Origin of the sequence: Lysinibacillus sp. NPDC097868, assembly GCF_044761135.1 — a bacterium.
In the GTDB taxonomy this organism is placed as follows: Bacteria; Bacillota; Bacilli; order Bacillales_A; family Planococcaceae; genus Lysinibacillus.
In genome coordinates this window covers 161839-184180 of the sequence record NZ_JBIWBS010000005.1, presented here as the reverse complement: position 1 = coordinate 184180, position 22342 = coordinate 161839, and the positions used below count along the sequence as shown (strand labels likewise).

The window sequence follows — 22342 nt, the reverse complement described above, 5'->3', positions numbered from 1 at the left end:
AGAAAAAGCTCGCCACAATGACGAGCTTCCTTTTGTATAAAAGTAATACGAGATTACTTAACTTCTACAGATGCGCCAACTTCTTCAAGTTTAGCTTTGATTTGTTCAGCTTCATCTTTAGAAACGCCTTCTTTAAGAGCTTTAGGAGCGTTATCTACAACTTCTTTAGCTTCTTTAAGACCTAAACCAGTGATTTCGCGAACCACTTTGATTACTTTAATTTTTTCAGCACCAGCAGATGCTAATACTACGTCGAATTCTGTTTTTTCTTCAGCTGCAGCAGCACCGCCAGCAACTACTGCTACTGGAGCAGCAGCTGTTACACCGAATTCTTCTTCGATAGCTTTTACTAAATCGTTTAATTCAAGAACTGTCATAGCTTTGATAGCTTCTAAGATTTGCTCTTTGTTCATTATAATTTCCTCCTAATTGGATGTGTTTTAGTTTTTTTGCGGTCAAGCCGCGGAAGTTATGCAACGCAAGAAATTATGCGCCTTGTTCTTCTTTTTGTTCTGCAACAGCTTTTGTTGCAAGTGCGAAGTTGCGCACTGGAGCTTGAAGTACAGATAAAAGCATTGAAAGAAGACCTTCGCGTGATGGAAGTTCTGCAAGTGCTTTAACATCTTCAACAGAAGAGATTGTACCTTCAATAATACCCGCTTTAATTTCTAAAGCTTCGTTTTTCTTAGCGAACTCGTTGATGATTTTAGCAGGGGCTACAACATCTTCAGTTGAGAACGCGATTGCGTTAGGACCAGTTAATACTTCATTGATTCCTTCAACGCCAGCAGCTTCAGCAGCACGACGAGTTAAAGTGTTTTTGTAAACTTTAAACTCAACACCAGCTTCACGAAGTTGTTTACGAAGTTCAGTCACTTGTGCAACGTTAAGACCACGATAATCCACTACTACTACAGAAGCAGCGCTTTGGAATTTTTCAGTGATTTCTTGCACTTGTGATTGTTTGTTTTCGATTGCTTTGCTCATGATGACACCTCCTATTAGAATGGGTCATTTATACCGACAAAAGTAAAGCCTCTGGGTCATATAGACACAGAGGCTGAAAGTCATCATCTTTAAAATAAGAATCCGAATTCCGATGTCCTCGGTAGGATCATTAAGTGACAAGTCACTCCTACTGTCTACGGTACAAATGGATGATTCACAACAGCATCCATCTTACCAAAGATACGGATAGCTGTCAATCGATTTATATAAAATTATTTTACTACTACGTTAGCAGCGTCAATTTTAACAGCTGGGCCCATTGTAGTTGTAACATTTACAGATTTCATGTAAGTACCTTTAGCTGCAGCAGGTTTTGCTTTTTGAACAACGTCAAATACAGTTAAGAAGTTTTCTACAAGTTTTTCTGTAGCAAAAGAAACTTTACCGATAGGAGCGTGGATAATACCAGCTTTATCAGCGCGGTATTCCACTTTACCAGCTTTGATTTCTTCGATTGCTTTTGTTACGTCAAATGTAACTGTACCAGTTTTAGGGTTTGGCATTAAACCTTTAGGTCCTAATACACGACCAAGTTTACCAACTTCACCCATCATGTCAGGAGTTGCTACGATTACATCGAAGTCAAACCAACCTTGTTGGATTTTTTGGATGTATTCTGCATCGCCTACATAATCAGCGCCAGCAGCTTCTGCTTCTTTAAGTTTTTCACCTTTAGCGAAAACTAATACACGTTGAGTTTTACCAGTACCGTTTGGTAGTACTACTGCACCACGGATTTGTTGGTCATTTTTACGAGTATCGATTCCTAAACGGAAAGCAACTTCTACAGTAGCGTCGAAGTTTACTGTGCTAGTTTTTTGAGCAAGTTCGATTGCTTCTTGTGCGCCGTATACGTTGTTACGGTCGATTAATTTCACTGCATCTTGCAGCTTTTTACCTTTTTTAGCCATTATATATTTCCTCCTTGATTGTGGTTATAGCGGATTTTACCTCCCACGAATAAAGGTTGCGCGTTCACAAAGAAACTCCGCAACCTTCCAAAAACAAAAACATCAAGTAACTGGGATTAGTCTTCGATAACAATACCCATGCTTCGTGCAGTACCTTCAACCATTAACATAGCAGCTTCAACTGAAGCAGCGTTAAGGTCTGGCATTTTAGTTTCAGCGATTTCGCGAACTTTATCACGTTTAACCGTTGCAACTTTTTTACGGTTTGGTTCACCAGATCCAGATTGGATACCAGCTGCTACTTTAAGTAAAACTGCTGCAGGTGGAGTTTTCGTAATGAAAGTAAATGAACGGTCTTCGAATACTGAAATTTCAACCGGAATAATAAGACCAGCTTGATCAGCAGTACGCGCATTGAATTCTTTACAGAATCCCATGATGTTCACACCTGCTTGACCTAATGCAGGACCAACCGGTGGAGCTGGGTTTGCTTTACCAGCAGGGATTTGAAGTTTAACAACTTTAATAACTTTTTTAGCCACGAGACACACCTCCTTAAGTCCGTGATGTGGTAATTGGGTTGCCCCTCCCACTCAATATCTGTCTGTCAGCTAATTGCCGATAACATTAAAATTATCATTACAGACGCCAACCGAAGTATGACAGTCTGACCTTTGAAATGATACCACTTTTAATTTTTTTAAGCAAGTAGTAATTAACAAAATCTGCGATATACGCTCAATCATACGTAATATGGTAACTAGAAAGTAAAACTATAATTTTTTAATTTGTTCAAAATCAAGTTCCATAATCGTTTCGCGACCAAACATATCTACAGATACTTTCAGTTTTCCTTTTTCAGCGTCGATTTCTTCAACACGTCCTTGGAAGTGCGCAAATGGTCCTTCTAATACTTCAACTGCTTCACCAATAGTAATATCGATTTCAACAATTTTATCAGTCATGCCCATTTGTTCTAATAGACGATCCGCTTCTTCTGGTAATAGAGGCGTCGGTTTAGCTCCGCCACCTGATGAACCGATAAAGCCAGTTACACCTGGCGTATTGCGGACAACATACCAAGAATCATCTGTCATTATTAGCTCTACTAGGACATAACCAGGAAAGACTTTACGCATCATTGTCTTCTTTTTGCCGTCCTTCATTTCTGTTTCCTCGTGCTCAGGCACGATAACGCGGAAGATTTTATCTTGCATCCCCATTGTTTCAACACGTTTTTCTAGGTTTGCTTTTACACGGTTTTCATACCCTGAATACGTATGAACAACATACCAATTTTTCTCCATAACTGCTAGGACTACTCGTCCGTCCCTCCCTTACAAATAAAAGTGAAAATGAGCGCGATATGCAAAGTGCATCCTTTATTCTTTTCACAAACTTCCCAATAGAAAAACATAGCTTTCGCCATTGCAAGCGAAAGCTCGATGATATATACCTAATTAGCATAGTCATCTATCGCTACCAACATACTTTCATTGGTAGTCACACTTATCATAATGAGAACATTTTACTGCTCTTTACTTCATAAAACAAACGAAAAAACCCGTTATTGTAATGGACGGGCTATTTTCAAAAGTATTAACATGCTCTTTTCTAAATTATAAATCTAAGTACCAGCGGAATAATGATGAAATACCTAAGTCTACTAACACAAAAAATAAAGCCATAATTACTACAGTTGAAATTACAACGACTGTATATTTCGTCAGTTCTTTACTTTTTGGCCAGCTAGTTTTTCGCATTTCCGACATTACGTCGCTGAAAAAACTTTTAATCTTGCCCATTCTAGCCTAACCTCCGAATCAATCATATCTGTCTATTTACAAAATATTTTATAACGTTTGTTTATGCACTGTATGTTCATTGCAATGCGAGCAAAATTTCTTTAATTCGAGACGTACAGTAGTATCTCCTTTAGCAGGAAAAGTGTAATTTCTCGATCCGCATTTTTCACAATTTAGCACGACTTTTTTTGCCATATAATCACCTTTTCGGCACTTTGTCTTTTAAAGACTAACACCTAAAATTGTCAATGTCAACAAGGGTACGTGCCCTCTACAACATTTCCTCAAGCACTAAATGACGCTCTAATTTCCGCTTAACTCGTTGCAAAGCATTATCAATCGACTTTACATGCCGATTCAATTTCGCAGAAATTTCATGATAGGATTGCCCATCTAAGTATAGAGCTAATACTTGTAGCTCCAATTCGCTCAAAATTTCACTCATTTTTTCTTCTAAATAACCAAACTCTTCTCTATGAATCATTAACTCTTCTGGATCGTCCATAATAGCGCCTGTTAACACATCCATTAAAGTGCGATCTGATTCCTCATCAAAAATAGGCTTATCTAGAGAAACATAGGAATTTAACGGAATATGTTTTTGCCTTGTTGCTGTTTTAATTGCTGTAATAATTTGTCTCGTAATACATAACTCTGCAAAAGCTCGAAAAGAAGCTAGCTTGTCCCCTTTAAAATCACGGACAGCTTTATACAAGCCAATCATACCCTCTTGTACAATATCCTCTTTATCAGCACCAATTAAAAAATAAGACCTTGCCTTTGCCCTTACTAGCAAACGGTATTTTGTAATTAAAAAATCCAACGCATCTGTATTACCTTGATGCACCATTTCAATAAGCTCTTCATCATTGAATCGTTCAAAATCTTGTGTCACTTGTACAATACTATTTTTAAACATGGTATCACCTCAGCTGCAACAGATAATTAGGAACAGTATAACGGAATTGGAAAATATGCGTCAATCAATCATTTTAATCCACGACGCCACTTTTCGAAGGCAAGTGCCACATCTGGCTTTAGCTCAATGCGTGAAGGTGGCTTGCTATCCTGCTTTCTTTTTACATCGTGAGAAATTTTATGCTGAATAATGCTCATATCAATTTCTAGCTCTCTTGCCGATTTGCGTAGTGCACCATTACCAAAAATAACACTTTGTTCTGCCATATCGGAAGTCGCGACGTGGATTTGTACATGTCTTGCCTTTAGTTCATGTGTCATCTTTTCAATGCGTTCATCTGCTGTTTCATTTTTCCTTGTATAAATGATTTCGACACCATTCTCTATATAAGATTGTTCCACACCCGGCACAAGATGGGCGTCAAAAACTACGATCACGCGCCATCCTATCGCCGCTTTATATTCAGCCATAAGCTCAATTAATCGCTTACGTGCATCTTCAAAATTTGTGTCACGTAATGGACGTAGCTCTTTCCAAGCTCCAATCATATTATAGCCGTCAACAAGCAAAATGTTTTTCATCGTTACTCATTCGCTTCTTGACGTTTACGATACACTTCGTACATTAATAGTGCGGCAGCTACAGAAGCATTTAATGATGTGACATGCCCAACCATAGGCAGATGATATAAAAAGTCACATTTCTCTTTTAACAGGCGTCCCATCCCTTTGCCCTCACTACCAATAATAATTGCAAGTGGTAAGGTTGCATCCATTTTTCGATAATCCGCAGAACCTTTTGCATCTGTACCAGCAATCCATACGCCACGCTCTTTTAACTCATCTACTGTTTGTGCTAGGTTATTAACACGTACAACTGGTACATGCTCAATCGCTCCTGTAGAGGCCTTCGCCACAACCGCTGTCAAACTCACTGAGCGACGCTTTGGAATAATTATACCATGTACGCCGATTGCATCTGCAGTTCGCATAATAGAGCCTAAATTATGTGGGTCCTCTAACTCATCTAATATTAAGAAAAACGGATCTTCTTGTTTTTTTTGTGCCGCCGCAAATAAATCATCTAACTCTGCATAGCTATACGCTGCAACAGAGGCAACAATTCCTTGATGATTAGCATCCGATAATTGATCGACCTTTTTTTTCGGTACAAATTGAACAATGATGCCACGTTCACGCGCTAAATCAAGCAGTTCATTGACCCCCGACTTTTTAACACCTTCTGCAATCCATACTTTATTCATATCGCGGCCTGAACGAAGTGCTTCTAACACTGGGTTTTTACCGGCAATAATTTCACCATTTTGTTCTGCCATTATTTTGACACTCCTTTTAATTCCTCGATTATTTGAATAGCGTATGCAATGATGTCATAAACGCGTTCTAATTCACCTAGTAAGTACAAGCTTCCGAGTACCGCCTCAAAGCCGGAGCTATTCCTGTATGTTTGGACATCTGTATTTTTAGGAACAGAACCGGACTTGGCATTGCGTCCTCGTCGGAACACTGCCAATTCCTGCTCTGTTAAAAAGTTTTCATCCATCATGCGATGTACAATCGTCGACTGTGCCTTTGCTGATACATAATGTGTTGCTTCTCTATGGAGTGTATTGGGCTTTACACGGCCACTACGCAGTAAATACTCGCGGACCTTTTGTTCTAAAACCGCATCTCCCATATATGCGAGCGCTAATGCATTTAATTGCTTAACATCTTCATTTCGGAGTTTATCCAAGTTACTTACCCTCGTTTCCATCTTGTCCCTTGGCGTGTATCCTCTAAAATGATACCTTGCGCCTGTAAATGGTCGCGGATTTCATCTGAACGAGCAAAGTCACGATTTTTACGTGCTTCCACGCGTTCCTGCAAAAGCGCTTCAATCTCTTCGTCTAGAAGTTCAGCTTCTTTTGCAAATTCAATACCTAAGACGTCACCTAATACCTCAAAAGTTTCAACAAAAGTTAACAATACTTTTTCATCCGTATTCGTCTCATTCAAGTAAATATTAGCAATACGAGCTAATTCAAATAATACTGAAATAGCATTTGCTGTATTGAAATCATCATCCATCGCTTCTTCAAATTGTACTTTTTGTGTAGCGATTTGTTGGAGCCATTCGTCCGAGTGTTCACCGAGACTTGCAGTAGTGGATAAGCGGTACTTAACGTTGTTATAGGAAGTGCGAATACGCTCCAACCCAGTAGCCGCAGCATCTACTAAATCTTTAGCAAAGTTAATTGGGTGACGATAATGTACAGATAACATAAAGAAACGTAAAATTTGCGGATCGATTTGTTTACGTATATCGTTCACAAGCACAAAATTACCAAGGGATTTTGACATTTTTTCATTATCAATATTAATATATCCATTATGCATCCAGTAGCGCGCAAATGTTGTATCGTTATGCGCTTCAGATTGCGCAATTTCATTTTCATGGTGCGGGAATGTTAAATCTTGACCACCTGCATGTATATCAATTGTATCACCTAAATGCTCACGTGCCATGACCGAGCATTCAATATGCCATCCTGGACGTCCGTTGCCCCAAGGACTTTCCCAATAAATCTCACCAGGCTTTGCTGCTTTCCATAATGCAAAGTCTAATGCATCGTCTTTTTTCTCGCCTGCTTCAATACGTGCACCGATTTTTAAATCATCCACCGATTGATGCGAAAGCTTACCGTAGCCGTTAAATTTTCGAGTGCGGTAATACACATCGCCAGCCGATTCATATGCGTAGCCTTTTTCGATTAACACTTTAATAAATTCAATAATGTCATCCATGTGATCCGTTACACGAGGATGCACATCGGCCTTTTTGCATCCCAGTGCAGTAACATCTTCAAAATATGCAGCAATAAAACGGTCGGTAAGCTCATGAACTTCTTCACCAAGCTCGTTTGCTGCTTTAATAATTTTATCGTCCACATCCGTGAAATTTGATACAAATTTCACATCGTAGCCTTTATATTGAAAATATCGTCGTACAGTATCGTACACAATTACAGGACGTGAATTCCCAATATGAATATAGTTATAAACAGTCGGACCGCAAACATACATTTTAACTTTGCCTTCTTCTAGCGGTACGAAAGTTTCTTTTTGTCTTGTTAATGAGTTAAAAATTTGAATACTCATTGTGTTTCTCTCTCCTTTTGTAAGCGTCCGATTTCTTCTTGCAATGCTGCTATTTGCTTTTCGAAACCTTGACAACGTTCCTCTACAGGGTCAGGAATATTTTGATGATCTAGTTTTTTCTCTAAACGAACACCATCTCTCATCACTACTTTACCAGGGATACCGACTACAGTAGAATTTGGTGGCACTTCTTTTAATACTACTGAACCCGCACCAATTTTACTATTCTCACCAATTGTAATAGAACCTAATACTTTTGCACCTGTGGCAACTAACACATTATCTTCTAATGTCGGGTGGCGTTTGCCTTTTTCTTTCCCTGTACCCCCAAGTGTAACACCTTGATAAAGTGTAACATTATCGCCTATCTCACATGTTTCCCCTATAACAACGCCCATGCCGTGGTCAATAAAGAAGCGACGGCCAATTTTAGCACCAGGGTGTATTTCAATTCCTGTAAAGAAGCGACTTATTTGTGAAATCACGCGTGCGATAAAATAAAAACGTCTTTTAAAAAACCAGTGTGCAACACGATGCGCCCATGTAGCATGCAGCCCTGAATATGTTAACACAACTTCAAGTACACTGCGCGCCGCTGGATCATTTTCAAAAATAGTCTCTACATCTTCCTTTATTCTTTTAAACATCAAAACTCCCCCTTTTCGATTCAATGTGTGTTTGTGATCTCGACCATGTTATTTCTAACCCTTACAATAACCCCACGCAAAAATGACGTTAAAACCTATTGTTATTAGTAATGATTTCCCTTTTTCATCTAACACCCGAAAATCATAAAAAAATAATAAAAAGCGCCCCTATCATTCCTAAAAAAGGAATGACAGAGACGCTGAATTTGCGCGGTTCCACTCTGATTGAAGGCATATGCCTTCCACTTGGACGTCCTATAACGGGAACGACCCGATAAAGCCTACTATTGTTCAGCTTTATGCTCAAAGGTGCATTTCGGTATTGCCTTGGCTCAGACCACTTTCAGCCGGTGATGGTCCTCTCTTTAGAGCTTGCGCCACGTACTTCTCCTTATCAACGCTTTCTCAATGTACATTCATTTTACATCGAAGAAACAGTTTGTCAATAAATTTCTATTATTTCGCGTATTTTTCTACACGGTCAATTGTTTTCTCTTTACCGATTAAACAAATAGCATTTGGAAGCTCAGGACCGTGCGTTTCACCTGTAGTCACAACACGGATTGGCATAAATAAATTTTTACCTTTGTGACCTGTTTCTTTTTGCACAGCTTTGATAGCTGCTTTGACAGTTTCAGGTGTAAATTCTTCTAAATTTTCAAGTTGTACTTTAAATGCAGCCATTACCTCTGGTACCTGCTCGCCAGCTAAAACTGCTTTTGCTTCCTCATCATATTCAATATGATCGTTAAAGAATAGGCGAGATAACTCCACAATTTCAGCACCAAAGCTCATTTGCTCATGGTAAAGCGCGATTAAATCTGTTGCCCAAGCACGTTCTTCACCTGTTAGCTCTTGTGGTAATAAGCCAGCTTTTTGTAAGTGTGGTAAAGATAAAGCCACTACTTCTTCTAAAGATAATTTTTTGATGTACTGATTATTCATCCAAGTAAGCTTTTGCTTATCAAACATAGATGGCGATTTTGATAAACGTTTCTCATCAAACATTTTAATAAATTCTTCTTTTGTGAAAATCTCTTCTTCACCTTCAGGAGACCAACCTAGCAAAGCGAAGAAATTGAACATAGCTTCTGGTAAATAACCAAGGTCTTTATATTGCGTTACGAACTGAATAATTGACTCGTCACGTTTTGATAATTTTTTGCGGTTCTCGTTAATGATTAATGTCATATGCCCAAAGCGAGGATATTCCCAGCCAAATGCATCAAAAATCATCATTTGTTTTGGTGTGTTTGATAAATGTTCTTCCCCACGGAATACGTGTGAGATTTCCATAAAGTGATCGTCTAACACTACCGCATAGTTGTATGTCGGAATACCATTTGCTTTCACAAGTACCCAGTCACCAACATCTTTTGATTCGAACGATACTTGTCCACGCACTAAATCTTCAAATTCGTATGTTACATTTTCAGGTACACGCATACGAATCGTATATTGCTCGCCAGCCGCTTCTTTAGCCGCTACTTCTTCAGCAGATAAATGACGGCAAGTACCATCATAAGTTGGTGCTGCAACGCCACGAGCTTTTTGCTCTTCACGAGACGCCTCTAATTTTTCTGATGAACAGAAACATTTATAAGCCTTACCTTGTTGTAATAACTTTTCAGCATGCTCTTTATAAATATCTAGGCGTTCCATTTGACGATAAGGTGCATAAGGACCACCAATATCGATTGACTCGTCATATTCGATACCTAACCATTTTAAGTTATCTAACTGAGACGCTTCTCCACCTTCTACATTACGCTCAATATCCGTATCTTCAATACGCACGATGAATTTACCGTTATGATGTTTTGCATATAAATAGTTGAATAACGCTGTACGTGCACCGCCAATATGTAAAAATCCAGTTGGTGATGGCGCGTAACGAACGCGAACTTCTTTCGTCATAATTAAATGCCTCCTAAATGTTCGTCTGAAAATAATTCCGACCTTTTTAATTGTTCATTTTACCACTGTAGTATAGGAAATAAAAGTAGCGCGTGCTTAGGAATTGGACACGCGCCATTTTTTATTTTTTTATCAATAGAATCGTTGCCATTGAAGCAATGCCTTCTTCTCGACCTGTAAAGCCCAATCTTTCAGTAGTTGTCGCTTTGACATTTACTTGTGATGGTTCTGCGTTTAATAGCGTTGCAATGCGATTTCTCATTTGTTCAATGTAAGGCGCCATTTTCGGACGTTGTGCCATAATGGTGCAATCTACATTGCCAAGCACATAACCTTTGTCTTCAACGATTTTCCAAATATACTCTAGTAACTTTGCTGAATCAGCATCCTTCCATTCAGGATCTGTATCTGGAAAGTGACGACCAATATCACCTTCACCTATAGCTCCAAGTGCTGCATCTGTTACTGTGTGTAATAATACATCTGCATCCGAATGCCCTACTAAGCCTTTTTCATGCGGAATTGTAATACCACCAATAATTAGTGGACGCCCTTCTTCAAATGCATGTACGTCAAAACCTTGTCCTACTCGAAACATACAATACTGCCGTTACAATAGAGATAATTGTAACAGCATTCACCTGCCTTTATGATTTTCTATTTATAGACAGTTTACCATATTTCCTAGGAAATTGAGCTCTCCACATCATCTTCACAACACTTTACATACACAACTTACTTACGATAGAGATAATCAACATACTTATTAATAGTTTGTTCAAGATTAATAAAAAAAATCCCATCAGCTACGTTTAAGGCTGATGAGATTTCAAAGTTATTTTTAATAAGCTTCCGACACTCGGCGTTGTAAAATTGCTTCACCAAATAGTAAATCTTCTTTAGTCGTCATCTTTACATTCTCGTAGGTACTTTCTACAATATGTACCGCATGACCAAGACGTTCAACTAGCATTGCCTCGTCTGTGCCTAGGAAGCCTACTTTCTCGGCAACATCCTCAGCCTCTACAATCAAATCAAAGCGGAAGGCTTGCGGTGTTTGAATCATCCACAGGCTTTCACGATCTACTGTTTCTTCAATGATGCCATCACGTACTTTTTTCATCGTATCCTTGGCACGAACGCCGGCGATAGCAGCGCCAAAATCATTCGCACTTTGCACAAGGTTTGCAATAATTGCGTGCGTAATAAATGGACGTGCTGCATCATGCACTAAAACAATATCAACTTGCTCCATTTCCTTCATGCAAGAATGAACCGAATGTTGACGCTCTGCACCACCATCGGGCAAGCCCTTGACCTTAGAGATGCCATAATTCGCGAGCATTTCTTGAATAAACGCTCGCTCCTCCGGCTTCACCGCAAGCCAAATTCCTGTACAGTTTCTATCTTGCTCAAATACTTCTAATGTGTGTATTAAAATCGGTTTCCCTAAAAGCTCTAAAAATAATTTATTTTGTCCTGCTCCCATTCGCTTCCCGCTACCTGCTGCTGGAAGTACTACTTCATACTGCACATTTTCCACTTCCTAATCATCCTTTGGCTTGGCAAAAATCATACGACCTGCTGATGTTTGTAAAACGCTCGTTACAGTTACTGTAATTGCCTGTCCTATATAACTTCGACCACCTTCTACAACTATCATCGTGCCATCATCCAAATAAGCAACACCTTGGTTATGCTCTTTCCCATCTTTAATAACGACAACTTGCATATCCTCGCCAGGAATAACTACTGGCTTCACTGCATTTGCCAAATCATTGATGTTCAGCACTTGCACTTGGTGTAGCTCACATACTTTGTTCAAGTTGAAATCATTCGTAACAATTTGAGTGTCATTACCCATTTTCTTTGCAAGACGTACAAGTTTTAAATCGACTTCCTGCACATCTTCAAAATCTTCTTCGGTAATCTCTACCTTTGTCATACGTTCATCTTGCAGTTTTTTTAATATATCCAAACCACGGCGACCTCGTGTACGTTTTAATGTATCTGAGGAATCTGCAATATGCTGAAGCTCCGTTAGTACAAACTGCGGCACCACTAAGACACCCTCTATAAAGCCCGTTTCAGAAATATCCGCAATACGGCCATCTATAATAACGCTCGTATCTAGCAATTTATAGCTACCACGAATTTCTGGAACATCAATACCTTCAGCGGCTTTTTTCTTCGCATTATGCCCACGTAATGTAAATAACTGTAGTAGCTCATCTCGCTTTTTAAAGCCGACACGGAATCCCAAATAGCCAAGCACAAATGACAGGATGATTGGAATTACTTCTGTAATACCGCGTATCTGAACGCTATCAATCGCAAAGCCTAGGAAATACGCTACGATAAGTCCTACAATTAGCCCCAGCGTACCAAATAATAAATCCCCAACTGGTACTTTAAATAGCACCTCTTCCATCCAGCTAATAAGCCGAACGAAATAGTCGGAAAATGCAAACGATAATGTAAATAGTAAAAGCGCCCCTAAAGCAACTGATACATAAGGATTATCAAGCCAAGGATTAGATGATAAATGAAGCAATTCGTATAATGGCGGTAAGAAAACAAGGCCTAAAGCTCCCCCAATCAGTAAAAAAGCAATTTGAATAAATTTTTTCATACTGTCACCTCCAATTCTTATAATCGATTATACATATTTTTCTGTAGAAAATCTTTTTTGAGCCCATCAAAACATTATTATTTTTACTGCTGTTTATTGGACGTTATTAAAGCCGTGAGAGATGCATTATTTCCGCAATAAATGTTATCCAATTTCAAGGAAATTTTATGACCGCTATAATGGAGGAAAAGTGCATGCTAGGATATCCCTCAGCATGCACTAATTTATTCAATCAATTTCATAATTCACATTTGTATCAAAATAAACTTCAACATTACGCTACAGCTTTCGCTCCACTTAAATATTGGTATTCTTTTAGAAACTAGTTATAAAATGGACCCATTAAATTATTTATAGCTCTCTAAAGCAAGCATTCAATGCATCCTTAATTGTCTCTACACCAACAATTTCGATACCTTGTGGGAAATCCCAACCGCCAATATTAGAGGCAGGGATAAACGCTCGCTTAAAGCCTAGTTTTGCCGCCTCAATCACGCGTTGTTCAATACGTGTTACACGACGAACCTCTCCTGTTAAGCCCACTTCACCAATAAAGCAATCTGTAGCACGCACAGCCTGATCTTTAAAACTTGAAACAATACTCGTCAACACCGCTAGGTCAATTGCAGGTTCATCTAGCTTCACACCGCCAGCAACTTTAATATATGCATCCTGCGCTTGTAGCATGAGACCCATCCGCTTTTCAAGCACCGCCATAAGCAATTGCACGCGGTTTTGGTCTACCCCTGTTGCCATACGTTTTGGATAATTGAAGCTCGTCGGAGTCACAAGCGATTGAATTTCTACTAAAATTGGTCTTGTACCCTCCATTGATGCCACAATGGTTGAACCTGCCGCACCTTGTGAGCGTTCCTGTAAAAACAACTCAGACGGATTCAACACTTCTTTTAAGCCCCCTTGAAGCATTTCGAATATAGCAATTTCATTTGTAGAGCCAAAGCGGTTTTTCTGACTCCGTAAAATACGGTGGTTGTGATGGCGCTCTCCTTCGAAATACAACACTGTGTCCACCATATGTTCTAAAATACGTGGTCCCGCAATTTGCCCTTCTTTCGTTACATGCCCTACTAAGAAAATGGCAATGCCTTTCGTTTTTGCAATTCGCATTAGCTCTGCTGTACATTCACGTACTTGCGATACGCTACCAGGTGCACTTGTCACCTCTGGATGGAAAACTGTTTGTATGGAATCCACGATAACAAACTTCGGCTGTACATCGTCAATCGTTTGGTTTAACAACTCTAAATTCGTCTCCGAATAAATATAAAGCTCTTGAGAAATCACTCCTAAACGCTCTGCACGCAATTTCGTTTGTCGAATAGATTCCTCCCCAGAAATATACAGCACACGGTGCCCTTTATTTGATAGCAACGCAGATACCTGTAATAAAAGCGTTGATTTCCCAATCCCAGGGTCACCACCAATTAATACAAGGGATCCTGGCACGATACCACCGCCTAAAACCCGATTGAGCTCTCCCATTTCGGTAGCTACCCGAGATTCTTCAGCTGCTTCCACTTGTATAATAGGTATAGCCTTTTGTGTTACTGTAGCCGAATGTTGGAATGCTCCACGAGGACCTTTCGCAACGACCTCTACTTCTTCAACCATTTTATTCCATTCGCCACATCCTGGACAACGGCCCATCCACTTTGCAGATTCATAGCCACAACCTGTACAGACAAATTTAGTTTTTTTCTTCGCCATAGTACCACCTCGAATATTTGTTCTTATATTCATTTTACATAAAAAAAGACAGCTTGGCACTAAAGGCCTCGCTGTCTTCTTAAATCAACATGTTATCAATAAGCGACCTGCTTATTTAGAAATTGAAACGCCCTCTTTTTTCTTAACGACGAATTCTTCATTTACATAATCGATTACAACTTGGTTTCCTTTTTCTACATTGCCTTTAAGCAGTTCTTCCGATAGACGGTCTTCCACTTGTTTTTGCAATGCACGACGGAGTGGACGAGCACCATATTGAGGATCATAGCCTTCCTCTGCAATTTTATTTAGTGCAGCATCGGTTAACTCTAACGTAATATCCTGCTCCTGTAGACGTTTTGTTAAGGAATTAGCCATCATTGAAACGATTTCTTTTAAGTGTTCTTTTTCTAGTGAGTGGAACACAATCATTTCATCGATACGGTTTAAAAATTCTGGGCGGAATGCTTTTTTCAATTCCTCTAGCATTGTACCCTTCATATCCTTATGCTTCGATTCTGAGCTTCCTAAGCTGAAGCCAAGATTTTTTTGATACTTTAACGCGTCCGCGCCTACGTTAGAAGTCATAATGACAACCGTATTGCGGAAATCAACGACACGTCCTTTAGAATCAGTTAAACGACCATCTTCAAGCACTTGAAGTAAAATATTGAAAACATCTGGGTGAGCTTTTTCAATTTCATCAAGTAGCACAACGGAATACGGTTTGCGTCGCACTTTTTCTGTAAGCTGACCACCATCATCAAAACCTACATATCCCGGAGGTGAGCCCACTAAACGTGAAGTCGAATGTTTCTCCATATATTCTGACATGTCAACGCGAATCATCGCATCTTCATCACCGAACATTACTTCTGCAAGTGCTCTTGCTAGTTCTGTTTTTCCGACCCCTGTAGGACCAAGGAAAATAAATGAACCAATTGGACGCTTCGGATCTTTTAAACCTGCTCTTGCGCGTCGAATCGCACGAGAAATTGCCTCAACAGCCTCACCTTGCCCAACAACTCGTTTGTGTAATTCTTCCTCAAGTTGTAATAGTTTAGATGATTCTTCATGTGCAATTTTTGCTACAGGGATTCCCGTCCACATAGAAACAACGGCTGCCACATCGTCTACCGTTACTTTCGATTCGGCTTTACCTTGTTCTTCTTTCCATGTTTTACGAGTTGTTTCAATTTCGTCTTTTAGCTTTTGCTCTGTATCTCTTAAAGACGCTGCCTTTTCAAATTCTTGACCAGATACAGCCGCATTTTTCTCAGAGCGAACATTTTCAAGTTTATCTTCAAGTGCCTTTAAATTTGGTGGCACCGCGAATGAACGTAAGCGTACTTTTGAACCAGCTTCATCGATTAAGTCGATTGCTTTATCAGGTAAGAAGCGGTCTGAAATATAACGATCACCCATTTTTGCCGCTGCCTCAATCGCTTCATCTGTAATTTTCACACGGTGATGCGCCTCATAGCGATCACGTAAGCCGTGAATAATTTGAATAGCTTCTTCAACAGTTGGCTCATCGACTTGAATCGGTTGGAAACGACGCTCTAAAGCTGCGTCTTTTTCGATGTATTTGCGGTACTCATCTAATGTTGTAGCACCAATACATTGCAATTCACCACGTGCCAATGAAGGTTTTAAAATGTTTGAAGCATCAATTGCACCTTCTGCCCCACCTGCACCGATTAGCGTGTGCAATTCATCAATGAATAAGATGACATTGCCCGCTTGACGAATTTCATCCATTACCTTTTTCAAACGGTCCTCAAATTCACCACGGTATTTAGTACCTGCAACAACTGTCCCCATATCAAGCGTCATTACACGTTTATCGCGCAAAATTTCTGGCACTTCATTGTTAATAATTTGTTGCGCTAAGCCTTCTGCAATTGCTGTTTTACCTACCCCTGGTTCACCAATGAGCACAGGGTTATTTTTCGTACGACGTGATAGCACTTCAATAACACGTGTAATTTCTTTGCTACGTCCAATAACAGGGTCTAACGAACCTTCACGAGCAATTTGTGTTAAATCGCGCGCTAAGCTATCTAATGTAGGCGTATTTGCAGCCTGTGTCGCTTGTTGTCCAGATTGTGCATTGTCGTTATTACCTAACAACAATAATACTTGCTGACGAGCTTTATTTAGGCCCACACCAGCATTGTTTAATACACGAGCAGCTACCCCTTCGCCTTCACGAATAAGCGCTAATAATAAATGTTCTGTGCCAATATAGGAATGGCCTAATTTACGCGACTCATCGACCGATAATTCAATTACCTTTTTCGCACGAGGCGTGTAGTGCACAATTGGTCCAACATCCTCTGTTCCTTTACCTACTAGCTCTTCAATACCTGCTTCAATCATTTGAGGGCTAATATCGATGGCTTCTAATGCTTTCGCAGCTATACCACCGCCTTCACGAATAAGCCCTAAAAGAATATGCTCTGTTCCTATTGATTCGTGCTTCCAACGAATTGCCTCTTCCTGTGCAAGCTGTAATACTTTTTGTGCGCGTTGTGTAAAACGATTAAACATCATATGAATCCTCTCCTTTTCCCCCTATAATAGGCTTACTCTTAGTTTCTAGAAATAATGCCTCTCGCAACATTTTTGCTCGTGCTCTGTCTCGCTCAGCAGGCGGTAAAACCTCTCCTGCATAGTGCTGTAAAAATCCTGGCTGCATGCTGACAACGCACTCGTTTAAAGATGTTGCTTTAATATTATCAATCAACTGCAAATCCACTCCTAAACGTACATTTGATATGCAAGTAGCAGCTTCTTCACTTGTTAAAATTCGAGCATGTGTTAATGTCCCTAGAGCTCTGTATACACGATCTTCTAAAGCAAGTTCCGCTTTTTCCATTAGCTTACTTCTTGCTTGCCGTTCTTTTTGAATAATTTTTTCTGCAACACTTTGGATATCTGCTAAAATATCTTCTTCTGTTTTTCCTAGAGTAATTTGGTTTGATACTTGATAAATATTTCCTAAATTTTCACTACCTTCACCGTATATACCCCTAACGGTCATCCCTAAACGAGTCATTGCATTGATGATTTGATTCATCTGACCTGTCAGAGTAAGCGCGGGAAGGTGCATCATAACAGAAGCACGTAATCCAGTACCAATATTAGTTGGGCAACTTGTTAAATAACCAAAAGTATCACGAAACGCATATGGCAAGGCTCCTTCTAAGGCTCGATCAATCTTATTTGCTTGCTCGTATGCCTTCAGAAGTTGAAAACTCGCCGTCATACATTGAATGCGTAAATGGTCTTCTTCGTTCACCATAATGCAAATAGATTCATCCTCAGACAACAACATAGCGCCGACTTGCTCTTTTTTTGCAAGCTGTGGACTAATTAAATGCTTTTCAACTAAAATTTGTCGTTGTAACGGTGTTAAATCTTTTATTGAAAAATAAGAATATCTTTCTTGAAGCTTGGAACTGTCCTGTATTGCGTGGGTCACAGCCTGCTCTACCTGTAATGCCTCGTTTTCCGAGAAAACTAAAGGGAAACGAAAACCATCTAAGTTCCTCGCAAGGCGGATGCGTGTACTAATGACGATATCTGAATAATCATCCTCCATATCCATCCATGCAGGTGTAGCACGCTCTAAAAACGACTCAATCATCATGACACATCACCACCTTCGAATTGTAGCTGTTGTTCAAGATCCTTTGCCTCGTCACGAAGCTTCGCCGCTTCCTCAAATTGCTCCTCGTCCACTGCAGCCTTCATGCGTTTCCGAATATCTTCAATTTGTTTTTTAATGACAAAAACATTGTTTTGAGCACCAGGCATTTTACCTATATGCTGTGGTCCTGCTTGAATACGATTAAACAGCTTTGGCAAATGCTCGCTAAACGTGTCATAACAACTAGGGCAACCAAATTTACCCTCTTTCAAAAATCGCTTATACGTAAATCCACATTGTGGACATGTTTGTTGCTGAGGTGGCGCTTGCTGTTTTTCACCGACTTTTTGCCATGTAGGTGAGCCAAACCAGTTGGATAATAATTGTTGAATCGATACAGGCTCTTGTTTAAACTCTGCATGGAACGGATGGAACTGTGAGGCACAGACATCGCAATAATGGTGTTCCACCTTCTGCCCATTTTGTACTTGAGTCACAGTTACTGTCGCATTGCGCTGCTTGCAATGTTCGCAAATCATTTCCATCACCTCTTTTATTTTTGCTTTTCATATTTAATGGTTGTTAACATCGCTCGCAAAATTTTTGCACGAATACTATCCCTTAAAGGGAGTTGTAAATCTAAAGTCGAACGATCAACCGCTGCTAACATTAATTTCGCTTCTCGCTTCGAAATTACCTGCTCATCAATCAAACGATATACTACACCTTCCGCAACCGTTTGTGAGGCTCCTCCTTCAATTTGCAAGAGCACATCATCTATCAAATCAATTTGTGAGTTTGCACGGACACGTAAAATACGGATGTATCCACCGCCACCCCGTTTACTTTCCACCAGGTAACCCCGCTCAGCTGTAAATCTTGTATTAATCACATAATTTATTTGTGAGGGCACACATTGAAATTTATCAGCAATTTCACTACGTTTAATTTCAATATGCCCTTCTCCACCTAATTCAAGTACTTGCTTTAAGTAGCCTTCTATGATGTCTGAAATATTACGCACTTTAGGAATACACCTCGCTAACCTCACTGACTTTGACTATCTTTGACTATCTTTGAGTATATTATACAAAACGCTTGAAAATAATTGCAATTATTTCGCACAAAGATTTGTGTAAAGCGCATTGTTTAACAGATTGTCTACAAAAAACACACGGCAGGGACCTGTTAACTTAATCATGATGTACTATTATTTCTGTGTAAAAAAAGGGAGCTGGCGATTAAAAAAGGCTTGTCCCTAATAATTAAAGTTGGTTTTGCCTATAATGTACCCTTTTTGCTTATAGAAAAAACGCAAGCATATGCTCATAGCATATACTTGCGTCATTAAAAATTATACCCAGCGTCCAACTATCGGGTAACGCCAAGGTTCATCTGAAAATGCCTTCACGATTCCGATAATAGGTACGATGTATACCATAGCGATGAATATTAATAAGAACGGTAAACCGATTAATACAAAAGATAGGATACCCGCAATGATAATCAATACGCCCATCACAATTTGGAACAATAAAGCTTGCACCGAAAAACTTTTCACTTCTTCATCTGAACTAATTAGGAAAAATAAAATCGGCACTAAAAATGGCGCAAAAAATGCGCTGGCATGTATGATTACCTTAGACCACTTTGTTTCCATATATATCAACCTTCCTTTATGGTGTGTCATTATTATTAATACTCCTATTTACGGAACTATACGCTAAATAGTTTCAAATGCTTCTTAAATTTTTTAAACTTTTTTTGAAAGGTATGTGATACTAGATGGAATTTAATAATACGCTTGCTAACGAATATGAAAAAGGCATTCGACGTACTTTACCAAGTTACGATGCCATGCTTCGTTTAACGAAAGCTTTTTATCAATCCGCACTACAAGAGAAAGCTAGTTTTTTAATAGTTGGCTCAGGTAGTGGTAATGAAATTATACAGTTAGCCGAGCAAAGACCCGATTGGTCATTTATCGGTATAGATCCATCTGAAGCGATGTTGGAAATTGCAGAAAATCGTCTTCAATCATTACCTAATGATATTTCTTTATTACAAGGCACAATACTAACTGCATCGGTACCTGCTACGAAGTTTGATGCGGCCAGTTGTATATTAGTTCTCCATTTTATTGAATCCTATGAGGAGAAACTTGCTACATTAAAAGGAATTGCACACCGTTTAAAATCCGGTGCACCATTTGTCCTTGTTTCTAAATACGGTCAACTTAACTCCGCTGAAACAGAGCTTCAATTTGAGTTATGGCGCGCGTATTGGCAACAGCACACAAAACTTTCAGCCTCAGAATTAGCTAGTATGGAGCAATCGATCCGCTCGCTTTCATTTATGCGTGAGGAGGCGATAGTTACACTCTTACAACAGGCAGGTTTTTCACAGCCTTCAAGGTTTTTTGCAACGACACTATTCGGCGGTTGGATATGCTATAAAGAGTAACTTTAATCTCTACAACATAGTAGTGTACTATAAGGACATAAGGTAATGATCTTCCGTTGAAATGTCTCCTCTTCCTTCTCTGCTTTAGGAGCGAGACTTCGTGCTTACTTAATACGAGATAAACAGATTTGAGGTGAATGCCATGATTCGCACGATGGCTATGACGAAAGATCAACAATTAATAAAAGAGTTCCCACTTGAAGACATAAAGCAAAACGATTATGAGTGGTATTGGGTAGATTTTGATTGCCCAACTGCAGAAGAGGAGCTTTTGCTCGATACATTTTTTCATTTCCATCCACTTGCAATCGAAGACTGCTTAATGCGTTTACAGCGACCAAAACTCGATTTTTATGATGATTTTCATTTCTTCGTTATTCATAAATTGAATGAAGAAACATTAATTGCTGAGGAATTAAATATTTTTGTTTCCGACCATTTTATTGTTACATTCCACAAAAATGAAGCGGCCGAAATTGAAAAGGTACAGAAGCTTTTAGAAGAGCAACCGAAATATTGGGAACGAGGCACTATTTTTCTGACCTATCAAACAATCGATAAAATAGTCGATAGTTATTTCCCACTTGTTTATAAAATTGAGGATCATTTAAATGCACTTGAAGATGAGCTGACATATCAAAGTAATGTGAATGCAATGCAAATTGTTTTTGAATTCCGTAGTGATTTACTTCATTTACGGCGCACTATTTTACCAATGCGTGACCTATTGTATCGAATACTTAGCTCCTATCGCTTTGCGCTTAAAAAATCGGAAAGAGCCTACTTCGGTGATATTCACGATCATTTAGCAAAGCTTACAGAAATGGTCGAATCTAATCGTGAGCTTACAGCAGATATGCGCGATAGTTACATGGCCATGAGTTCTAGCCGTATGAATGGTATTATGATGATGTTGACGATTGTCTCCACCATTTTTATACCATTAACGTTTATTGCTGGTGTTTACGGCATGAATTTCGATAATATGCCCGAACTCCACGGACGCTACAGCTACTTTATCGTGCTTGGCATTATGCTCTTGCTTGCACTATCTATGCTAGCATTATTTAAATCTAAAGGCTGGTTCAAACTATTTAAACCATAAGATACCCTAAACTAACTTACAAAAAAATCCGCGTAGTCTTCTGAGGAGAAATAGGGCACGAGTATTAGCTAGATGCATTGGCAAGTAGCCCTACTCGTGCTTTGCCCACAGAAGGCAATCGCGGATTTTTAATTTATAAAAAATTAGGGACATAGATGTCTCCAAAATTATTTAATATGGACCTCGATCATCCACTTTATTTTCACCTTGTTGCGGGAATAAAAAGTATGCTAGCACGCCCGATACTAGTGTTGCACAAATTGTTATTAATAGTTGGTTTAGGTCGGGTACATCTGCATAATATTTGGTTAACATATAAACAGATCCAATTGCTACGATTACCATCACAGGAATTACAAACTTAAAACGCTTCTTCTCCATGTAATACCTC

The 22342-nt window shown here is 39.3% G+C and carries 26 protein-coding genes and 2 other annotated features; of the genes, 2 read left to right on the top strand and 24 right to left on the bottom strand.

What is annotated here, in order from left to right:
* Window positions 1–53: 53 nt before the first annotated feature.
* From rplL to ACIQXJ_RS21200, 23 genes are all read right to left on the bottom strand, one after another.
* Window positions 54–413 (bottom strand): 50S ribosomal protein L7/L12, encoded by a 360-nt coding sequence (rplL, locus tag ACIQXJ_RS21310; protein ID WP_010860618.1) that lies wholly within the window; start codon window positions 411–413, stop codon window positions 54–56.
* A gap of 73 nt (window positions 414–486) precedes the next feature.
* A complete protein-coding gene (gene rplJ / locus ACIQXJ_RS21305) occupies window positions 487–987 on the bottom strand; it encodes a 50S ribosomal protein L10 (protein WP_401012517.1) in 501 nt (166 codons plus the stop codon).
* Between the two features lie 32 nt (window positions 988–1019).
* Window positions 1020–1166, bottom strand: a sequence feature (ribosomal protein L10 leader region).
* A gap of 54 nt (window positions 1167–1220) precedes the next feature.
* Complete coding sequence (gene rplA / locus ACIQXJ_RS21300) at window positions 1221–1919, bottom strand: 50S ribosomal protein L1 (protein ID WP_403057415.1); 699 nt, start codon at window positions 1917–1919, stop codon at window positions 1221–1223.
* A 116-nt stretch (window positions 1920–2035) separates the two neighbouring features.
* The gene (gene rplK / locus ACIQXJ_RS21295) at window positions 2036–2461 is read right to left on the bottom strand and encodes a 50S ribosomal protein L11 (RefSeq protein ID WP_004233593.1); all 426 of its coding nucleotides are present in this window, start codon (window positions 2459–2461) and stop codon (window positions 2036–2038) included.
* Window positions 2462–2692: 231 nt separating this feature from the next.
* The gene (nusG, locus tag ACIQXJ_RS21290; RefSeq protein ID WP_401012513.1) at window positions 2693–3226 is read right to left on the bottom strand and encodes a transcription termination/antitermination protein NusG; all 534 of its coding nucleotides are present in this window, start codon (window positions 3224–3226) and stop codon (window positions 2693–2695) included.
* Between the two features lie 312 nt (window positions 3227–3538).
* Entirely contained in the window at window positions 3539–3724 is a 186-nt protein-coding gene (gene secE, locus ACIQXJ_RS21285) for a preprotein translocase subunit SecE (RefSeq protein ID WP_004233589.1), read from the bottom strand.
* Between the two features lie 48 nt (window positions 3725–3772).
* Window positions 3773–3919 carry a 50S ribosomal protein L33 gene (gene rpmG, locus ACIQXJ_RS21280; RefSeq protein ID WP_340821740.1) on the bottom strand — a complete coding sequence of 49 codons (147 nt, stop codon included), beginning with the start codon at window positions 3917–3919 and terminating at the stop codon, window positions 3773–3775.
* A gap of 76 nt (window positions 3920–3995) precedes the next feature.
* Window positions 3996–4643: an RNA polymerase sporulation sigma factor SigH gene (gene sigH / locus ACIQXJ_RS21275; protein WP_139859439.1), complete on the bottom strand. Its 648-nt coding sequence runs from the start codon at window positions 4641–4643 to the stop codon at window positions 3996–3998.
* Between the two features lie 68 nt (window positions 4644–4711).
* On the bottom strand, window positions 4712–5224 hold the full coding sequence (locus ACIQXJ_RS21270; protein WP_139859441.1) for an NYN domain-containing protein: 513 nt from the start codon (window positions 5222–5224) through the stop codon (window positions 4712–4714).
* Window positions 5225–5226: 2 nt separating this feature from the next.
* Window positions 5227–5979: a 23S rRNA (guanosine(2251)-2'-O)-methyltransferase RlmB gene (rlmB, locus tag ACIQXJ_RS21265; RefSeq protein WP_340821738.1), complete on the bottom strand. Its 753-nt coding sequence runs from the start codon at window positions 5977–5979 to the stop codon at window positions 5227–5229.
* Complete coding sequence (locus tag ACIQXJ_RS21260) at window positions 5979–6398, bottom strand: Mini-ribonuclease 3 (RefSeq protein WP_427430070.1); 420 nt, start codon at window positions 6396–6398, stop codon at window positions 5979–5981. Before ACIQXJ_RS21260 ends, rlmB begins: the two co-directional genes overlap by 1 nt.
* A gap of 5 nt (window positions 6399–6403) precedes the next feature.
* Window positions 6404–7804, bottom strand: a complete 1401-nt coding sequence (gene cysS / locus ACIQXJ_RS21255; protein WP_403057411.1) for a cysteine--tRNA ligase — start codon at window positions 7802–7804, stop codon at window positions 6404–6406.
* Window positions 7801–8451, bottom strand: coding sequence for a serine O-acetyltransferase EpsC (epsC, locus tag ACIQXJ_RS21250; protein ID WP_340821735.1), 651 nt, complete (start codon window positions 8449–8451; stop codon window positions 7801–7803). The genes cysS and epsC overlap by 4 nt, the downstream gene beginning before the upstream one ends.
* A gap of 190 nt (window positions 8452–8641) precedes the next feature.
* Window positions 8642–8858: a binding site (T-box leader), on the bottom strand.
* A gap of 49 nt (window positions 8859–8907) precedes the next feature.
* The gene (gene gltX, locus ACIQXJ_RS21245) at window positions 8908–10368 is read right to left on the bottom strand and encodes a glutamate--tRNA ligase (RefSeq protein ID WP_403057408.1); all 1461 of its coding nucleotides are present in this window, start codon (window positions 10366–10368) and stop codon (window positions 8908–8910) included.
* A 121-nt stretch (window positions 10369–10489) separates the two neighbouring features.
* On the bottom strand, window positions 10490–10966 hold the full coding sequence (ispF, locus tag ACIQXJ_RS21240; protein WP_401012501.1) for a 2-C-methyl-D-erythritol 2,4-cyclodiphosphate synthase: 477 nt from the start codon (window positions 10964–10966) through the stop codon (window positions 10490–10492).
* Window positions 10967–11209: 243 nt separating this feature from the next.
* The gene (gene ispD, locus ACIQXJ_RS21235; RefSeq protein ID WP_403057502.1) at window positions 11210–11902 is read right to left on the bottom strand and encodes a 2-C-methyl-D-erythritol 4-phosphate cytidylyltransferase; all 693 of its coding nucleotides are present in this window, start codon (window positions 11900–11902) and stop codon (window positions 11210–11212) included.
* Window positions 11903–11914: 12 nt separating this feature from the next.
* Window positions 11915–13000, bottom strand: a complete 1086-nt coding sequence (locus tag ACIQXJ_RS21230; protein ID WP_403057405.1) for a PIN/TRAM domain-containing protein — start codon at window positions 12998–13000, stop codon at window positions 11915–11917.
* A gap of 351 nt (window positions 13001–13351) precedes the next feature.
* Entirely contained in the window at window positions 13352–14728 is a 1377-nt protein-coding gene (gene radA, locus ACIQXJ_RS21225) for a DNA repair protein RadA (RefSeq protein ID WP_401012497.1), read from the bottom strand.
* A 111-nt stretch (window positions 14729–14839) separates the two neighbouring features.
* Window positions 14840–17284 (bottom strand): ATP-dependent Clp protease ATP-binding subunit, encoded by a 2445-nt coding sequence (locus ACIQXJ_RS21220; protein ID WP_401012495.1) that lies wholly within the window; start codon window positions 17282–17284, stop codon window positions 14840–14842.
* The gene (mcsB, locus tag ACIQXJ_RS21215) at window positions 17274–18383 is read right to left on the bottom strand and encodes a protein-arginine kinase McsB (RefSeq protein WP_401012493.1); all 1110 of its coding nucleotides are present in this window, start codon (window positions 18381–18383) and stop codon (window positions 17274–17276) included. The genes ACIQXJ_RS21220 and mcsB overlap by 11 nt, the downstream gene beginning before the upstream one ends.
* Complete coding sequence (locus ACIQXJ_RS21210; RefSeq protein ID WP_403057401.1) at window positions 18380–18922, bottom strand: UvrB/UvrC motif-containing protein; 543 nt, start codon at window positions 18920–18922, stop codon at window positions 18380–18382. Before ACIQXJ_RS21210 ends, mcsB begins: the two co-directional genes overlap by 4 nt.
* 14 nt (window positions 18923–18936) lie before the next feature.
* Window positions 18937–19407: a CtsR family transcriptional regulator gene (locus ACIQXJ_RS21205; RefSeq protein ID WP_340821721.1), complete on the bottom strand. Its 471-nt coding sequence runs from the start codon at window positions 19405–19407 to the stop codon at window positions 18937–18939.
* A 330-nt stretch (window positions 19408–19737) separates the two neighbouring features.
* Entirely contained in the window at window positions 19738–20043 is a 306-nt protein-coding gene (locus ACIQXJ_RS21200) for a magnetosome magnetite crystal formation protein family (RefSeq protein ID WP_403057398.1), read from the bottom strand.
* 125 nt (window positions 20044–20168) lie between these two features.
* Here ACIQXJ_RS21200 and ACIQXJ_RS21195 point away from each other — a divergent pair, with 125 nt between their 5' ends.
* On the top strand, window positions 20169–20846 hold the full coding sequence (locus ACIQXJ_RS21195) for a class I SAM-dependent methyltransferase (RefSeq protein ID WP_403057395.1): 678 nt from the start codon (window positions 20169–20171) through the stop codon (window positions 20844–20846).
* 142 nt (window positions 20847–20988) lie between these two features.
* Window positions 20989–21951 carry a magnesium/cobalt transporter CorA gene (gene corA, locus ACIQXJ_RS21190; RefSeq protein ID WP_403057392.1) on the top strand — a complete coding sequence of 321 codons (963 nt, stop codon included), beginning with the start codon at window positions 20989–20991 and terminating at the stop codon, window positions 21949–21951.
* A gap of 171 nt (window positions 21952–22122) precedes the next feature.
* Here corA and ACIQXJ_RS21185 read toward each other — a convergent pair whose 3' ends face one another.
* Window positions 22123–22332 carry a hypothetical protein gene (locus tag ACIQXJ_RS21185; RefSeq protein WP_403057389.1) on the bottom strand — a complete coding sequence of 70 codons (210 nt, stop codon included), beginning with the start codon at window positions 22330–22332 and terminating at the stop codon, window positions 22123–22125.
* Between the last annotated feature and the right edge of the window lie 10 nt (window positions 22333–22342).

Coding starts and splice junctions, on each gene's coding strand:
- rplL (WP_010860618.1), bottom strand. CDS start 413: ATGAACAAAGAGCAAATCTTAGAAGCTATCAAAGCTATGACAGTTCTT.
- rplJ (WP_401012517.1), bottom strand. CDS start 987: ATGAGCAAAGCAATCGAAAACAAACAATCACAAGTGCAAGAAATCACT.
- rplA (WP_403057415.1), bottom strand. CDS start 1,919: ATGGCTAAAAAAGGTAAAAAGCTGCAAGATGCAGTGAAATTAATCGAC.
- nusG (WP_401012513.1), bottom strand. CDS start 3,226: ATGGAGAAAAATTGGTATGTTGTTCATACGTATTCAGGGTATGAAAAC.
- secE (WP_004233589.1), bottom strand. CDS start 3,724: ATGGGCAAGATTAAAAGTTTTTTCAGCGACGTAATGTCGGAAATGCGA.
- rpmG (WP_340821740.1), bottom strand. CDS start 3,919: ATGGCAAAAAAAGTCGTGCTAAATTGTGAAAAATGCGGATCGAGAAAT.
- sigH (WP_139859439.1), bottom strand. CDS start 4,643: ATGTTTAAAAATAGTATTGTACAAGTGACACAAGATTTTGAACGATTC.
- ACIQXJ_RS21270 (WP_139859441.1), bottom strand. CDS start 5,224: ATGAAAAACATTTTGCTTGTTGACGGCTATAATATGATTGGAGCTTGG.
- rlmB (WP_340821738.1), bottom strand. CDS start 5,979: ATGGCAGAACAAAATGGTGAAATTATTGCCGGTAAAAACCCAGTGTTA.
- cysS (WP_403057411.1), bottom strand. CDS start 7,804: ATGAGTATTCAAATTTTTAACTCATTAACAAGACAAAAAGAAACTTTC.
- epsC (WP_340821735.1), bottom strand. CDS start 8,451: ATGTTTAAAAGAATAAAGGAAGATGTAGAGACTATTTTTGAAAATGAT.
- gltX (WP_403057408.1), bottom strand. CDS start 10,368: ATGACGAAAGAAGTTCGCGTTCGTTACGCGCCATCACCAACTGGATTT.
- ispF (WP_401012501.1), bottom strand. CDS start 10,966: ATGTTTCGAGTAGGACAAGGTTTTGACGTACATGCATTTGAAGAAGGG.
- ACIQXJ_RS21230 (WP_403057405.1), bottom strand. CDS start 13,000: ATGAAAAAATTTATTCAAATTGCTTTTTTACTGATTGGGGGAGCTTTA.
- radA (WP_401012497.1), bottom strand. CDS start 14,728: ATGGCGAAGAAAAAAACTAAATTTGTCTGTACAGGTTGTGGCTATGAA.
- ACIQXJ_RS21220 (WP_401012495.1), bottom strand. CDS start 17,284: ATGATGTTTAATCGTTTTACACAACGCGCACAAAAAGTATTACAGCTT.
- mcsB (WP_401012493.1), bottom strand. CDS start 18,383: ATGATGATTGAGTCGTTTTTAGAGCGTGCTACACCTGCATGGATGGAT.
- ACIQXJ_RS21210 (WP_403057401.1), bottom strand. CDS start 18,922: ATGATTTGCGAACATTGCAAGCAGCGCAATGCGACAGTAACTGTGACT.
- ACIQXJ_RS21200 (WP_403057398.1), bottom strand. CDS start 20,043: ATGGAAACAAAGTGGTCTAAGGTAATCATACATGCCAGCGCATTTTTT.
- ACIQXJ_RS21195 (WP_403057395.1), top strand. CDS start 20,169: ATGGAATTTAATAATACGCTTGCTAACGAATATGAAAAAGGCATTCGA.
- corA (WP_403057392.1), top strand. CDS start 20,989: ATGATTCGCACGATGGCTATGACGAAAGATCAACAATTAATAAAAGAG.
- ACIQXJ_RS21185 (WP_403057389.1), bottom strand. CDS start 22,332: ATGGAGAAGAAGCGTTTTAAGTTTGTAATTCCTGTGATGGTAATCGTA.